This is a genomic window from Candidatus Pantoea rara, from assembly GCF_051136265.1.
GTDB classification, from domain to species: Bacteria; Pseudomonadota; Gammaproteobacteria; order Enterobacterales; family Enterobacteriaceae; genus Pantoea; species Pantoea rara.
The window spans coordinates 1,520,899-1,534,887 of sequence record NZ_CP194942.1 but is presented as its reverse complement, the minus strand read 5'-3'; the positions used below and the strand labels follow the sequence as shown (position 1 = coordinate 1,534,887).

General features: G+C 54.8%; 12 protein-coding genes and 1 tRNA gene. 7 read left to right on the top strand and 6 right to left on the bottom strand.

Annotated elements, in window-relative coordinates; all coding sequences use genetic code 11:
* Window positions 1–87: 87 nt before the first annotated feature.
* Complete coding sequence (locus tag ACR8BF_RS07205) at window positions 88–1,209, bottom strand: Gfo/Idh/MocA family protein (RefSeq protein ID WP_434745786.1); 1,122 nt, start codon at window positions 1,207–1,209, stop codon at window positions 88–90.
* Between the two features lie 333 nt (window positions 1,210–1,542).
* Between ACR8BF_RS07205 and ACR8BF_RS07200 the strand changes: the two genes are divergently transcribed.
* The 4 genes from ACR8BF_RS07200 (at window position 1,543) to ACR8BF_RS07185 (ending at window position 3,643) form a co-directional block, all read left to right on the top strand.
* A tRNA-Asn gene (locus tag ACR8BF_RS07200) sits at window positions 1,543–1,618 on the top strand.
* 365 nt (window positions 1,619–1,983) lie between these two features.
* On the top strand, window positions 1,984–2,328 hold the full coding sequence (locus ACR8BF_RS07195; protein ID WP_179895363.1) for an XRE family transcriptional regulator: 345 nt from the start codon (window positions 1,984–1,986) through the stop codon (window positions 2,326–2,328).
* Entirely contained in the window at window positions 2,313–2,624 is a 312-nt protein-coding gene (locus ACR8BF_RS07190) for a HipA N-terminal domain-containing protein (RefSeq protein WP_179895362.1), read from the top strand. The genes ACR8BF_RS07195 and ACR8BF_RS07190 overlap by 16 nt, the downstream gene beginning before the upstream one ends.
* The gene (locus ACR8BF_RS07185; protein WP_434745785.1) at window positions 2,621–3,643 is read left to right on the top strand and encodes a type II toxin-antitoxin system HipA family toxin; all 1,023 of its coding nucleotides are present in this window, start codon (window positions 2,621–2,623) and stop codon (window positions 3,641–3,643) included. The genes ACR8BF_RS07190 and ACR8BF_RS07185 overlap by 4 nt, the downstream gene beginning before the upstream one ends.
* 81 nt (window positions 3,644–3,724) lie before the next feature.
* Here ACR8BF_RS07185 and katG read toward each other — a convergent pair whose 3' ends face one another.
* Window positions 3,725–5,944 (bottom strand): catalase/peroxidase HPI, encoded by a 2,220-nt coding sequence (gene katG, locus ACR8BF_RS07180; protein WP_434745784.1) that lies wholly within the window; start codon window positions 5,942–5,944, stop codon window positions 3,725–3,727.
* A gap of 473 nt (window positions 5,945–6,417) precedes the next feature.
* Window positions 6,418–7,440: an LLM class flavin-dependent oxidoreductase gene (locus ACR8BF_RS07175; protein ID WP_179895360.1), complete on the bottom strand. Its 1,023-nt coding sequence runs from the start codon at window positions 7,438–7,440 to the stop codon at window positions 6,418–6,420.
* Between the two features lie 295 nt (window positions 7,441–7,735).
* On the opposite strand from ACR8BF_RS07175, the gene ACR8BF_RS07170 reads away from it, so the two are divergent.
* The 3 genes from ACR8BF_RS07170 to ACR8BF_RS07160 all read left to right on the top strand — a co-directional run bounded on the left by ACR8BF_RS07170 (window position 7,736) and on the right by ACR8BF_RS07160 (window position 10,739).
* A complete protein-coding gene (locus ACR8BF_RS07170) occupies window positions 7,736–8,509 on the top strand; it encodes a phosphate/phosphite/phosphonate ABC transporter substrate-binding protein (RefSeq protein WP_434745783.1) in 774 nt (257 codons plus the stop codon).
* A gap of 126 nt (window positions 8,510–8,635) precedes the next feature.
* Window positions 8,636–9,550, top strand: coding sequence for a ketopantoate reductase family protein (locus ACR8BF_RS07165; RefSeq protein ID WP_434745782.1), 915 nt, complete (start codon window positions 8,636–8,638; stop codon window positions 9,548–9,550).
* Window positions 9,551–9,677: 127 nt separating this feature from the next.
* Window positions 9,678–10,739 carry a LacI family DNA-binding transcriptional regulator gene (locus ACR8BF_RS07160; RefSeq protein WP_434745781.1) on the top strand — a complete coding sequence of 354 codons (1,062 nt, stop codon included), beginning with the start codon at window positions 9,678–9,680 and terminating at the stop codon, window positions 10,737–10,739.
* Between the two features lie 88 nt (window positions 10,740–10,827).
* Here ACR8BF_RS07160 and tmaR read toward each other — a convergent pair whose 3' ends face one another.
* The 3 genes from tmaR to dacD all read right to left on the bottom strand — a co-directional run bounded on the left by tmaR (window position 10,828) and on the right by dacD (window position 13,792).
* Complete coding sequence (tmaR, locus tag ACR8BF_RS07155) at window positions 10,828–11,151, bottom strand: PTS system regulator TmaR (protein ID WP_179895356.1); 324 nt, start codon at window positions 11,149–11,151, stop codon at window positions 10,828–10,830.
* Window positions 11,152–11,311: 160 nt separating this feature from the next.
* Window positions 11,312–12,370 (bottom strand): FUSC family protein, encoded by a 1,059-nt coding sequence (locus ACR8BF_RS07150; protein ID WP_179895355.1) that lies wholly within the window; start codon window positions 12,368–12,370, stop codon window positions 11,312–11,314.
* A 258-nt stretch (window positions 12,371–12,628) separates the two neighbouring features.
* Complete coding sequence (dacD, locus tag ACR8BF_RS07145) at window positions 12,629–13,792, bottom strand: serine-type D-Ala-D-Ala carboxypeptidase DacD (RefSeq protein WP_313700530.1); 1,164 nt, start codon at window positions 13,790–13,792, stop codon at window positions 12,629–12,631.
* Between the last annotated feature and the right edge of the window lie 197 nt (window positions 13,793–13,989).

Sequence of the window (13,989 nt, the reverse complement as noted above, 5' to 3'; positions counted from 1 at the left end):
TTCGGTCCGGGCGGGAAACCCGTGTTCCCGCCCTGCCCGCCTGTGTTAATCAAGAGAGCAGCTATAGTCTCTGCCTTTGCTTCTGCATTACACCTCAATCCAGCGTCGCTGCTCTGCTGAGTGGGCAATCGCTTCCAGCACCTTCTGCACCTGTAATCCCTCTGCGAAATCGGGCCACATGCGGTCGCCTGCCGCGATGCCATTAATCAGGTCACGGATCTCTACGGTTTTCTGATCGTTAAACCCGATGCCGTGTCCGGCAGAAACACAGAAGTTCGCGTAGTCCGGATGGGCCGGTCCGGTCAGGATTGTTTTGAACCCCTGCCGTCCGGAGGGATCGTCATGCTGATAAAGCGCCAGCTCCGCCATGCGCTCCTGGGTGTAGCGCAGCGTACCTTTGGTGCCGGTGACGACGTAGGTCAGCCCCATCTTTGCACCACAGGCGATGCGAGAGGTTTCAATGACGCCATGCGCGCCATTCGAGAAGCGTAGCAGCGCGCTGGCCTGATCTTCGTTCTCTACAGGTAACTGTCGCGAAGGCTCTTTCGGGTCGGGCCGTGAAGTGATGACCGTCATCATATCGCCGCTGACCTCTGCAATGTCCCCCACCAGGTAGTGCGCCATATTGACGATGTGCGCTGCCAAATCGCCCAATGCACCAAGACCGGCCAGCGCTTTCTGGCAGTGCCAGTCGAGCGGCGTTTCCGGTCTGGCGAGATAGTCCTCGTTATGGGTGCCGTAAAAATGCACCACATCACCAATCTCGCCGCCTGCAATGATCTCTTTCGCCAGTTGGCTGGTAGGGTTTTTCATATAGTTGAAGCCGACCAGGGTTTTCACCCCTGCCGCTTCGGCGGCCGCCACCATCTCCTGCGCATCCGCCACGCTCAGCGACAGCGGCTTTTCTGAATAGACGTGTTTGCCGTGGCGTATCGCCTCCAGCGCCATCTCTTTATGCAGGAAGTTAGGTGCGCAGATATCCACCACATCAATGGCCGGATCGCTCACCAGCGCGTGCCAGTCGCCGGTGGAACGCGCAAAACCAAAGGTCGCCGCCTGACGGGCCGCCAGTTCAGGATTCACTTCAGCCAGCATCTCCCTTACGATTTCGCCTTTCAGCGCAAACACGGTGGGCGCCTGGGCATAAGCAATCGCGTGGCAGCGCCCGATATAACCGCTGCCGATCATGCCGATTCTGACTTTGTTCATTTCAACTCCAGAGATTCTGTTCAGGGTTGAAATGAAATCTACGTTTCGTTCTGGTTGCTGACAAAGCCAGAATCGGGACTTTGTGACGGCCATAAAAAACTATCCGGTTAAATCACGCGCACTGCCGTCTGACAAGGGCTATGGCTCACCAGAACACCTCATAAACACCTCAGTTTTGGCTGACGTTTATTGCCGCTCCCACACGTCCTGCGAGCCGTGCTTTCGAGGCTTAACACACCATTGTGGCGACTATTTCAGCAGTCACGCTAATTTATGAAAAAGAGCTTTGACATGGCCCGGCGTGGCCGTTACTATGCGCCCCGTTCAAACGATTCCTCTGTAGTTCAGTCGGTAGAACGGCGGACTGTTAATCCGTATGTCACTGGTTCGAGTCCAGTCAGAGGAGCCAAATTAAAAAAGCCTGCTTAGGAAACTAAGCGGGCTTTTTGCTTTTTCTTCTCCTGATAAAAAGCCTGTGTCTTGTGAAGACTTTTATCCCTAAAATTAACGGTCCTTTCGTTATTAACTGCTCTTCAACTGTTCAATTCAGCCATGACTGAAAGGGTCATTTCTGACACTTAGCCTCTTACTCCTTTAATCAAAAGAACCAATAATCGCTTAAAAGGTCATAAATGACCTTTTATTAGCGCAATTTATCCTGCAGCTGTACATTTTTAGAATCAGATAAGCCAACGGTTCAAAAATGACCCATTCCGCTCTATAGTCGGATTATCCCGTATCAAAATCATGCTGAAAACACAGAAAAGGTCAAAAATGAACCTTAATGAAATTAAATCTTCGCTGATAAGCCTTTCTGAGTCAGAGCGGAGAGAGATACTGGCTGGGTTAGCGTTCAGTGAGGAGGCCGCAAGAGGGGCGATAAAAACGGTCGAACCGGACACCCGATCTGTTTTGAGTGCTCTGACTTTTCAGACACTGCCAGAACTACTGAGCAGTGAACTCAAACGACAAAACATCACCTATGAAGAGATGGCGATTCAGATCGGTGTATCACTCTCAACATTTAAACGACTGATCGCTAAGCCATCTTCTGCAAAAGCAATCAATCTTCATGCTTTGCTTAAAGAAATGGGTATAAAAGTATGGCTCGAAAAATAGAAGTATGGCTTTACAACAAACTGGCAGGTACGTTGAGTGAAGAACAAAATGGTTATACTTTCTGCTACCTGCCAGCCTATACCGGCTGTGCGATATCCCTCAGCATGCCGGTAAGGTCAGAGCCCTATTTAAGTGAAGAGCTACATCCCTTCTTTAAAGGTTTAGCGCCGGAGGGTTGGCTGCGAAAACGCTATTCTGAAATTCAAAAAATTGATGATAACGATTTCTTCGGTTTACTGATGAAAAATGGTAACGATATGCTTGGGGCCGTCGTCTTCAAAGAGATAACATCATGAATACACAGCGCTGCCTGATCACGTTGAACCTGCTTAAAGAATCGGAGTTGAAAACCGGCTACTCTTCAAAAGGCATCCGGCATCTGCTGGGCAGCCTTAACGTGGCTCTTAAGCTGCCTTTCACGCGCAGTCAGTTTATTCAGGAACTCCCCGAACGTCAGAAAGGGATGAGCATTTCAGGCTATCAGCCTAAGCTGTCCCTTCGCCTGGAAAAAGGCGAGCTGGTGGTCGTCAGCAATGACGGCACCTATATTCTGAAACCCTCTCCGGAAGAATATCCACATCTTGCAGAAAACGAGCATGCCACTATGTGTGTTATGCAGCGTCTGAAATTTGATGTTCCCCCGTTCGGGCTTATGGCATTCAGACATGATGAAAATCGGCCAGATGAACTGGCGTTCGTTATCAAAAGATATGACCGTACAGAATCAGGTAAAACGAGATTACATCAGGAACAGCTGGATGGCGCGATGGATCTCGGCGATAAATATGGCAGGGTTGATAATAATAAAACTATCAGTTACGAGAAAGCCGCTAAATTTCTGAATGCCAGAGTGAGCAATAGTTTAAAGAGTAAGCGAGACCTCTTTTTGCGCATCGTTTATGCGTATGTGCTGGGCAACAATGATTTTCATCTGCGCAATATCGGGATCATCCTGCCTGAAAAGAATTCTCCCTTTCTGGCCCCGATTTATGACTTTATCAGCGTGGTGCCCTACCCTGCAGCATTTGGTGAGTGTTTAGCTTTGCCCCTGCTTGAACGGGAAGAAAAGGATGCAGGAAACGCGCCGGGAATGAATTCAGAATATGGGGAATATCTGGGCGCTGACTTTATTCTGCTTGCGCAGGGCATGGATATTAATCCGGCTCTGGCGCGAAAATGGCTTTCCGGGGTGGTGACTCATCATCAGCTTATCATCGACACCTATACCGAAAGCCATATGCCTGAATCACAGCGGGTAGTCGTGCTTGATTATATTGCCCGAAGAATGACGTTACTGGCTGTGACCGAAATTTAAACGTGACGCAGAACCGTTAATCAGCCAAAAAAAAAACCCGCTGGCATCAGCGGGTTTCAGATTTGAGCACGTCAACAGCAATCAGAGGTCGAACCGATCCAGATTCATCACTTTGGTCCAGGCGGTAACAAAGTCTTTGACGAATTTTTCACGGGCGTCGCTGCTGGCGTAGACTTCCGCCGAGGCGCGTAACACCGCATTGGAACCAAACACCAGGTCAGCACGCGTGGCAGTGAAACGGGTTTCGCCGCTAACGCGATCGCGCCCAATGAATTTCTCATTGGTTGAATCGGTGGCTTTCCACTCGGTGCGCATATCCAGCAGATTCACGAAGAAGTCCGTGTTCAGCGAACCTACATGGTGCGTGAAGACACCGTGCTGGCTGCCATCAAAGTTGGCACCCAGCGCACGCAGCCCGCCCACCAGCACCGTTAACTCCGGCACGGTCAGGGTCAGCTGCTGCGCTTTGTCGATCAGCAGGCTTTCGGTGGTGGTTTTGCCGAAGCCGGTGCCGTAGTTGCGGAAACCATCCGCACGCGGTTTCAGCAGATCGAACGACTCAATGTCGGTCTGATCCTGACGCGCATCGACACGGCCCGGCGTGAATGGCACGTCGATTGAAATGCCAGCCGCTTTCGCCGCCTGCTCAACACCGACCACACCCGCCAGCACAATGACATCCGCCAGTGAAGCCTTGTGGGCTTCGCGTTGAATGGCTTCCAGCGCTGGCAGTACGCGTGCTGCAACGGCATTAACGTCCCACTCACGCTGCGGCAGCAACGCCAGTCGGGCACCGTTGGCTCCACCCCGTTTGTCGCCGCCACGGAAGGTCGATGCCGACGCCCAGGCAACGGAAACCAGCTCACTGACGCTGAGGCCGGATGCTGCAATCTTCTCTTTCAGCTGGGCGATATCTGCCACCGTTGGATGATAAACCGGTGCAGGCAGCGGATCCTGCCAGATCAGATCTTCCTGCGGCACTTCAGGACCAATGTAACGCGCTTTTGGCCCCATATCACGGTGAGTCAGCTTAAACCAGGCACGGGCAAAGGCTTCGTTGAACGCCTGAGGATCGTTGTGGAATCGACGCGAAATTTTTTCAAACTCCGGGTCGAAACGCAGCGTCAGATCGGTTACCAGCATGGTCGGTTTGTGTTTCTTAGTGGAATCAAACGCATCCGGGATAATGTCCGGTGCATCAGCTGCCACGAACTGGATGGCACCCGCCGGGCTGCGTGTCTGGACCCACTCATATTTGAACAGGTTCTCGAAGAAGTAGTTGCTCCACTGGGTCGGTGTCTGCGACCAGATCACTTCCAGGCCGGAGGTAATGGCATCCGCGCCAACGCCTGTGCCGTGGTTGTTGACCCAGCCCAGGCCCTGCGCTTCAATCGGTGCGGTTTCAGGATCGACGCCGACGTGGCTGGCTGGTGCGGCACCGTGGGTTTTACCCAGGGTATGGCCACCCGCGATTAATGCCACGATCTCTTCGTCGTTCATGCCCATGTTGCCAAAGGTGGCGCGAATAGCCGGGGCCGCAGAAGCCGGATCGCCGCTGTGTTCCGGACCTTCCGGGTTCACGTAGATCAGGCCCATTTCAGTGGCACCCAGTGGCGACTGTGCCAGGGATTCCGGATGACGGTGCTCCAGCCAGGCCGCTTCTTCGCCCCAGTTCACATCCATGTCCGGTTCCCAGACATCATCACGTCCGGCACCAAAGCCGAAGGTGCGGAAGCCTGAGTTTTCCAGCGCAACGTTCCCCGCCAGAATGTAGAGGTCGGCCCAGGAGATCTTCTGACCATATTTCTGTTTAATCGGCCACAGTAAGCGGCGCGCTTTATCCAGACTGACGTTGTCTGGCCAGGAGTTTAAGGGGGCGAAACGTTGCTGACCACGGCCCGAACCACCGCGTCCGTCCACGGAGCGATAGGTTCCGGCACTGTGCCAGGCCATGCGGATGAACAAGCCGATATAGCTGCCCCAGTCAGCGGGCCACCAGGCTTGTGATTCGGTGAGCAACCCTTTGATGTCAGCTTTCAGTGCAGAGTAATCTAATTTGGCGAATTCTTTACGGTAATCGAAGGATTCATCAAGCGGGTTCGAACGGGATGAGTGCTGGTTCAGCAGGTCAACCCGAAGTTGATTAGGCCACCAGTCGCGGTTAGTTGTTCCGCCACCCGGCGCCTGATTTGGCTGCGCTGGCTTGCCCGCATGAAAAGGGCATTTGCTTTCAGGCGCTTCGCGATCGGCTTCGACAATAGGCTTTGCATCTTTTGCATCTTCATCAATGGAATTGCTCATGGTCACACCTCTTTGTGTATTTTCATCGCTACTCTATAGAGGATTTTCAGGATCGCACACCTGTCTGCTCCTATATGTTCGATAGCTTATGCCTTTGAATAAAAATATTTTAACAGCTTCCAGCGATGGCCTAACCGGCAATTCCCTGCGTAATCCACAGCGAAGCGGCACAGACCGCCATCAGATTATTCCCACGGCGCCGGATGCACAATCAGCTTGTCGCTCTCCAGTGGGCAGAATGTGACGCCGCAGGCAAACCAGCTGCATGCTGAATCAGGTGGCACTAATGCGGACATGCGGGAGAGCCGAACGGGTTCGCCTGACGGCGGTAAGGAACGGAGTAATCAGATCTGATCAGAGAAGGCAGTGCAGAAGAACGCGTGAAAGCCACAGAGATGAAACGGCCACGGCTTAACGACGTGGCGGGATGCTGTCAATGCTACAGCGCCCGTTTAAGGGCGCTGTGTCATCGGTTAACGCCAGCCGAGCTCCGGGGCGACATACTTCAGAATCGCCTCAATCACATGGGCGTTGTAGGCGACACCAAGCTGGTTAGGCACGGTGAGCAGCAGCGTGTCCGCTTCGGCAATGGCCTCATCCTGCGCCAGTTGCTTAATTAACGCCTCTGGCTCTGCGGCATAGCTGCGACCAAAGATGGCGCGGGTTTTCTCGTCGAGGAAACCGACGGAATCCTGGTCGTTACCGCTGCGGCCAAAGTACGCGCGGTCCATGTCATTCACCAGCGCAAAGATGCTGCGACTGACGGAGACGCGTGGCGCATGCTGATGCCCTGCGGCTTTCCAGGCCTCACGGTAGGCGCGAATCTGTTTCGCCTGCTGGATGTGGAAAGGCTCGCCGGTTTCATCATCTTTCAGGGTTGAACTTTGCAGGTTCATGCCCATTTTTGCTGCCCATTCAGCGGTGGCGTTAGAGCCGGAGCCCCACCAGATACGGTCACGCAGACCTTCAGAGAGCGGCTCAGGGCGCAGCAGTCCCGGTGGATTCGGAAACATCGGCTGTGGATTCGGCTTCGCAAAACCTTCGCCACGCAGTACTTCCAGAAACTCTTCGGTGTGACGACGGCCCATATCCGCATCGCTTTCACCCGCTTTCGGTTCAAAGCCAAAGTAACGCCAGCCATCGATCACCTGTTCAGGTGAACCCCGGCTCAGTCCCAGTTGCAGACGACCGTTGGAGATCAGATCTGCCGCGCTGGCATCTTCCACCATGTAGAGCGGGTTTTCGTAGCGCATGTCGATAACGCCTGTACCGATCTCAATCTTTTTGGTACGCGCTGCAACGGCAGCCAGCAGCGGAAATGGTGAGCTGAGCTGGCGGGCAAAATGGTGGACGCGGAAGTAAGCGCCATCAGCGCCCAGCTCTTCGGCGGCGACCGCTAAGTCGATCGATTGCAGTAATACATCCTGCGCTGTGCGGGTGGCAGACTGAGACGAAGGCGTCCAGTGACCAAAGGATAAGAAGCCAATATTTTTCATCTTTAATTCTCCTGACAGGCGATAAACGCCCGTGGACATAAGGCGATTTTTGATAGGGAAAGGTTACGCCCTCCGCGCGGCCACTGATAGTCAATATCTTTCAGCGCTATGTTCAGGATTTTCGACATAGCCTGCAGCTTATCCACGCTGTTTTTGACCAACTTTACTGTCACTCTCTGGGTTTCCGCTGTCAGGCACTGGCGCGCCCACATATTGCCGGGGCGCCAGTGGCTGCTGAATCTGAACTACCCTTCACTGCATCACGACTTTCCGGGAAACACAGCGGAGAAAACGCATGACTAATTTGCTCGCGTTGCCAATGTATGCGATTCATCCACCTGCTACGCAGGCTCTGATGCAGGCCATGGTTACCCTGCTGGCGCAACACGGCATCGCCGCGAAGCCAGTCTGGCCTGACGATCTGCTGACACACTGGCAGGATGACCGGTTGTTGCTGAGCCAGACCTGCGGCTATCCGCTGGTCAGTCAGTTGCCTGAAGTGCAGCTGGTCGGCGCATTTCACTATCACGCACCCGGCTGCATCGGTCGTGACTATCGCAGCTGGCTGGTGGCGCGGGATAAACAGGCGACACTGGCCGATTTTGACGGACAGCGGGCCGTGGCTAACAGCATGGACTCGCACTCTGGCTATAACGCGCTGCGTCTGATGGCCGCGCTTCAGGGCGTGGCGTTTTCACAACTGTTGCTGAGCGGCGGGCATCGTCAGTCGCTGGCGGCACTGCGTGATTCACAGGCGGATATCGCGGCTATCGACTGCGTCAGCTGGGCGCTGCTGGCGCGCTATGCGCCGGATGAACTGCGCGGCCTGCATATCATCGGTGAGACGCCAGCCGCACCCGGATTACCGCTGATTACGGCAGTTTCGACGTCAGTGGCCTGGCTTGCGACGTTACGCACGGCGCTGCGTCAGCTGGTGAGCGATCCTGCCTGGCGTGACGTCTGCGACGATAACCTGATCGGTGGATTCAGCCCGGTACTGCGGGACGATTATCAGGGCGTGCTGGCGTGGGAGCAGCAGGCCGCTACGCTGGGCGTCACCCGTCTGTAATGCCCGGCGCTATTTCGCTCACCTGAACGGGAAATCTTATTTCTTAACATCATCAATGCCCTGCTAAGGCTGGTAAGCCTGGTCACGGCGTTTTAAGGTAGAGGTTTTCAGCAGAGGGAAAGTGAGATGCGCATTCTGATGGCAGGTGCCGGCGCGACCGGTGGATATTTTGGTGCCCGACTGGCTCAGGCGGGCCAGGATGTGACCTTTCTGGTACGCGCACGGCGTTATCAGCAGCTTCAGGCCAATGGTCTGGTGTTGCAGACGCCAGCGGGCACGGAAACGTTACAGCCACAGCTGGCCCAGGCGAGCACGCTGACGGGACACTATGATCTGATCATCGTGACGGTAAAGAGCTTTGCGCTTGATCCGCTGATGGATGACATTGCACCAGCAGTCGGCCCGGACACGCTGATCATGCCGATTCTCAACGGCATCCGGCACATCGCGACGCTGCAACAGCGTTTCGGTGACGATAAGGTGATAGGCGGACTGTGCAAAATCAACGCCACGCTGGGCGACAAGGGCGAAGTGGTCCAGATGACGCCGCTGCATCAGCTCTTATACGGCGCGCTGGATGGCAACAACGATGCGCGGCTGCAGCGGGTTGATGCGGCGCTGCGCGTCAGCCAGGTGGATACCCTGTTCAGTGAAAACATCATGGATGAGCTGTGGGAAAAGTGGCTGCTGCTGAGCACGCTCGGCGCAGTCTGCTGCCTGGCGCGCGGCAACACGCAGCAGATCCTCACCTCGCGCGGTGGCGAAGCGCTGTTGCAGGGGATTTTCGCGGAGATTCTGTCTGTCATCACTGCCGAAGGTTATCAGCCACGTCCGGCGGTTACCGCCCGTATTTATGAGCTGTTAAATAACCCTTCCACACCAATGACCTCCTCCATGTACCGCGATCTCACCCAGGGTTTTGATATCGAAGCCGATCAGGTGATAGGCGATTTGTTGCTGCGGGCGAAAAGAAATGGCCTTGCCACCCCCCTGCTTAATGCGGTGGATGTGAATCTGCAGGTTTATCTGCAACAGCGTTAAATAACGGCAGCCTGCGCTGATCGGGTGCTGTAATGGCCCCGACCACGTGGCGGTAAAAGTGTCCCCGACAGCAGCAGCGCAGCAGGAAAATTTGCTACACTCGTCGCTTCATCTTTTGGAGAGTTCCATGACTTCCCGCTCCGTGACCCTCGATGATGTCGCTCAACTGGCCGGCGTCTCATATCAAACCGTTTCACGTGTTTTAAATCGTTCTGAACAGGTGTCTGCCGGTACGCGGGAAAGGGTTGAGGCGGCAATGCAGCAGCTCAATTATGTGCCCAATCGGGTGGCGCAGCAGCTGGCAGGTAAAGCCACGCGCACGTTAGGTCTCGCCACCAGCGATCTGGCCCTGATGGCACCTGCGCAGATCGCCTCGGCGATTCAGCAACGGGCCGCCGAAGCGGGCTATCATCTGGTGATCGCCATGGACAGCGGTAACGATGCGGCCGCCACGGTGAATGAATTGCTGGCACAGCGGGTCGACGGGTTGCTGATTAACCTGCCGCTGGAGGCGGATGAGGCTCAGCAGATCCAGTTACTGTGTGGCAGCAAGCCGGTGCTGTTTCTGGATGTCGACCCTCAGGCGGCGGTCGCGCAGTGTCAGTACCCGAATGAATCTGGTGCGCGTGCTGCTGTTGAGCATCTGGTCGCGCTGGGCCATCGTGAGATTGGTCTGTTAAACGGACCGCTGCGCTCTGTTTCAGCCCGTCAGCGTGAAAACGCATGGCGTCAGGTGCTGGCCGATCATCAGTTAACGCCCCACTGTTCCCTGCGCGGTGACTGGAGCGCGCAGTCAGGCTATCAGGCGCTGCTGGCAACGCTGCCCGACGACCTGCCGCAGGCGCTGCTGGTCGCGAACGATCAGATGGCGCTGGGTGCTATGCGGGCATTGCATCAGCATGGCGTGGCGATACCGGGCGATATCTCAGTCATTGGTTATGACGATACCGCCGAGAGTGCGTGGTATCAGCCGCCGCTGACGACAGTACGGCAGGATTTGCACTTTCTTGGCGCGCAAAGTGTCGAGCGGATGCTGGCCCGGCTTCAGAGTGAGGAGGCGTCAGATATCGCGCTGGAAACCACGCTGGTGATCCGCGAGACCACCGCCCCGCCCGCTGATAAGCAGGTCGATTTAGTGGCGCTGTCACAGCAGTTACAGGGGATTGCGCGCAGGCTGGCAGGCAAATAAATCTGCGGTTATGCGGGCAATAAAAAACCCGCTCCACCAGCGTGGATACGGGTTCGCAGCGGACGTCAGGCGCGCAAGCGCCTCACAATCAGGCTTTCGGGTGTTCGCCGCCCATCGCCTTGATCTTTTTAGACAACTCGCGACGCTCTTTAGACAGGTCAGCGTTTTTGATGATGTACTCATCCACGCGATCTTCATAATCCACACGCATGCTGGCGATGATTTCCTGAATAGCCTCAACGCTCATGCCCGGTTTGATATATTCGCTCAGGTTGTCGAGCAGCAGTACGCGCTTCTGGTTGTCGCGGATTTTCTTCTCATTGTCGACAATTTCACGCTGCAGTTTATTTTTGCGGCGGAACATACGCACGAACTCCAGTACGTCCTGAAATGACTGCTTGGCATTTTCCATGATGGCACCTTTCTTTGAGCCTGCTGACGCAGGGAGAGAGTCAAAACGATCAGCTTAGCGGCTAGCCCGCCAGGTAAGCAATTTTCACAGCTAAATTCAGACTGGCTCTTATCTTAGCGCAAAGAAACCCGGTTTCACATTAAGTCATTGTCTGAGGTGATTATTTGCGCAGCGCCATCCGCATCAGATCGGTCATACGTTCCAGCTGTTTCGCCAGTTCCAGCGTCAGCCAGACGTAGCCGTAGATCGGCGTTTCTTCGAGGCCGTCGCTGCCCGCCTCGGCGATCAGCCGCCGCAGTTCGCCGCTGATTTCGTTCAGTTCATGGCTGTTGGCGATCACCTCTTCCGTTTCCCCCTCTATCGCCATCACTGACAGCGCCCGCAGTGTGTTTTCGGTCATCTGCTGGGTGCGGCGTAACGCAGGTGCGTTAAGCATAATCAGATGACTCTCGCGTGATGCCCACCAGGCATTAATCTGCATCTCAATGGTGTTAACCATATTACGGTTTATGGTCTGGATGGCTTCAAGCACCGACTTCGGGATGCGGGTCTCTTTGCTTGACGGCTCCAGCAGCGCCCGCATTTTGATCACGCTGGTCAGCAATTTACCCAGCGGCTTGTTGAGACGCGGCTTTTCAACCAGGTTGGGCGAAAAACCGGCGTGATAAATCTTCGCCATTTCTGCCAGCGCGTCAGAGAGCTGAATACGCCAGTGGATATAGGCCCGCTGCGCCCAGATTGCGGTAAACAGTAGCGCCATCAGCGATCCCAGTATCACATCCCCGCCGCGCCACAGTGCCATTGTGAAATCGCCGGTTGGCGCCCCCACGACCACGCTCAGCGTAATCCCGATCAAGAGTGCCATATAGGGGTGTTTGCCCAGCGTCAGGTAGCCGCTGATCACCATGATGATGCCGCACCAGGCCAGCATCATCGGCATTGAGATCAGCTCCAGCTTCAGGGCAATCAGACCCGAAATGGACCCCGCCACCGTGCCGCTGATGCGTTGCAGCGCGCGTGGAAAGACATTTCCCCAGGTGGAAATCGGCCCCATCACTACCACCAGCGTAATCAGTGGCCAGGTGCCTTCAGGGATATGGGTCGCCCGGACAAAAATAAAGCAGAGTATAAAGGCGATGGCGATGCGCACGCCGTGAACGGAGCGGTAATGGCGATAAAACCAGAACTCCAGTTTTGATATAGGCTTATCAGGACGCAAAGTGACTTTCCGGTTGCGGTAACATATTGCGGCTATCTTAACCCTGAACGAGGCTCAGGCTTAGTGCAGGCGGGATATTTCAAACAGTTTTGACGTTCGCTTACAATTATCAACATCCCTCTCACATAACCGCCCGCAAGTTAAGAACAACTGGCTACGGCTTTGTAACTTTTATCGGCACTCAGTCACCTGCATGGCGAATCCATGTGAAAACGGGCAGCCCACAGGCTACCCGTTTTAGTGCTGCAAATCAGATAATCAGAACTTCTGCCTGAGATAATCCGTCAGGCGGGTAATAACACCTGCAGGTTCAACCGCACTCAGCGCCACCAGCGGATAGTGCGCAATCTGCTGATCTTTATCCATCACCTGAATTTCACCGATCACTTCGTTGGCTTTCAACGGCGCTTCCAGATCCTTGCGATCGATAACGTACTTCGCCTTCACGTTCTGCACTTCACTGCGCGGCAGCGACAGATAAATATCGTCTGCGGTGCCGACATCAACCTGATGAGGATTGCCATACCAGACGTTTTCGGTGCCAATCTTCTTACCGGCATGGAACAGCTGAACGGTATCAAAGGTGTTCTGGCCCCAGACCAGCAGTTTACGCGCCTGCTCTTCCCGGCCTTTCGCGCTTTTACCGCCCATAACGACGGCGATCAGGCGATGCCTGCCCACTACATTCGAGGCGATAATGTTAAAGCCTGCGGTCTCAGTGTGACCCGTTTTCAGGCCATCCACGTGCAGATTATTGTCCCACAGCAGCCCATTACGGTTGTTCTGGGTGATGCCGTTCCAGGTCAGTGTCTTCTCACTGTACATGGCATAAAAGTCAGGCTCACCATCAATAATGGCGCGTGACAGCTTCGCCATATCCAGCGCGCTGGAGAACTGGCCCGGCGCATCCAGACCATGTACGGTTTCAAAATGGGTGTTCTGAAGACCGAGTTTCTCAACGTAGTGATTCATCATGCCGACGAAGTTCGCTTCGCTACCCGCCACGTAATCAGCCAGCGCAACGCAGGCGTCGTTACCGGAATCGATGATCACACCACGGCTGAGATCGCGGACGCTCAGCTTATCGCCAGGCTTCAGAAACATCAGCGAGGAGCCTTTGAACACCGGATTACCCGCCCCCCAGGCATCTTTTCCGACCGTGACCATGTCATCGCGACTGATTTTTTTCTGGTCGATGGCGCGATCGACCACGTAACCGGTCATCAGCTTGGTCAGACTGGCGGGGTTGCGTCGTTCATCGGGATTGCCCGCTGTCAGGACCTGTCCGGTGGTGGCATCCATCAGCACCCAGGAAGCGGCATCAATCGCCGGAGGCGTCACAGGAAAGGGGATCGCATCAGCCTGTGCCAGCGAGGCCCAGAAAACAGTAACGGTAACGGTGAACAGCAGACGCCTTTTCAACACTTCATCCTTAATTGCACGGGAGAGAAAATTTCTAAAACGAAACGGAAACAGCCGCACGTTTTACGGCAAAAGCGTTGTGAAGGTTTGAATAAATTGAAAAAAAGTATGAACCGGGCTGGTGTCAGATGCGTTTGGTTTGTCAGCTTACGGCAGTCAGCTGGCGTCAGGAAAGAGAAGATGCAGGTGTAGTCGTG

Bases quoted from the DNA above. Each gene is read 5' to 3' on its own strand.
- ACR8BF_RS07205 (WP_434745786.1), bottom strand. From the start codon at position 1,209: ATGAACAAAGTCAGAATCGGCATGATCGGCAGCGGTTATATCGGGCGC.
- ACR8BF_RS07195 (WP_179895363.1), top strand. From the start codon at position 1,984: ATGAACCTTAATGAAATTAAATCTTCGCTGATAAGCCTTTCTGAGTCA.
- ACR8BF_RS07190 (WP_179895362.1), top strand. From the start codon at position 2,313: ATGGCTCGAAAAATAGAAGTATGGCTTTACAACAAACTGGCAGGTACG.
- ACR8BF_RS07185 (WP_434745785.1), top strand. From the start codon at position 2,621: ATGAATACACAGCGCTGCCTGATCACGTTGAACCTGCTTAAAGAATCG.
- katG (WP_434745784.1), bottom strand. From the start codon at position 5,944: ATGAGCAATTCCATTGATGAAGATGCAAAAGATGCAAAGCCTATTGTC.
- ACR8BF_RS07175 (WP_179895360.1), bottom strand. From the start codon at position 7,440: ATGAAAAATATTGGCTTCTTATCCTTTGGTCACTGGACGCCTTCGTCT.
- ACR8BF_RS07170 (WP_434745783.1), top strand. From the start codon at position 7,736: ATGACTAATTTGCTCGCGTTGCCAATGTATGCGATTCATCCACCTGCT.
- ACR8BF_RS07165 (WP_434745782.1), top strand. From the start codon at position 8,636: ATGCGCATTCTGATGGCAGGTGCCGGCGCGACCGGTGGATATTTTGGT.
- ACR8BF_RS07160 (WP_434745781.1), top strand. From the start codon at position 9,678: ATGACTTCCCGCTCCGTGACCCTCGATGATGTCGCTCAACTGGCCGGC.
- tmaR (WP_179895356.1), bottom strand. From the start codon at position 11,151: ATGGAAAATGCCAAGCAGTCATTTCAGGACGTACTGGAGTTCGTGCGT.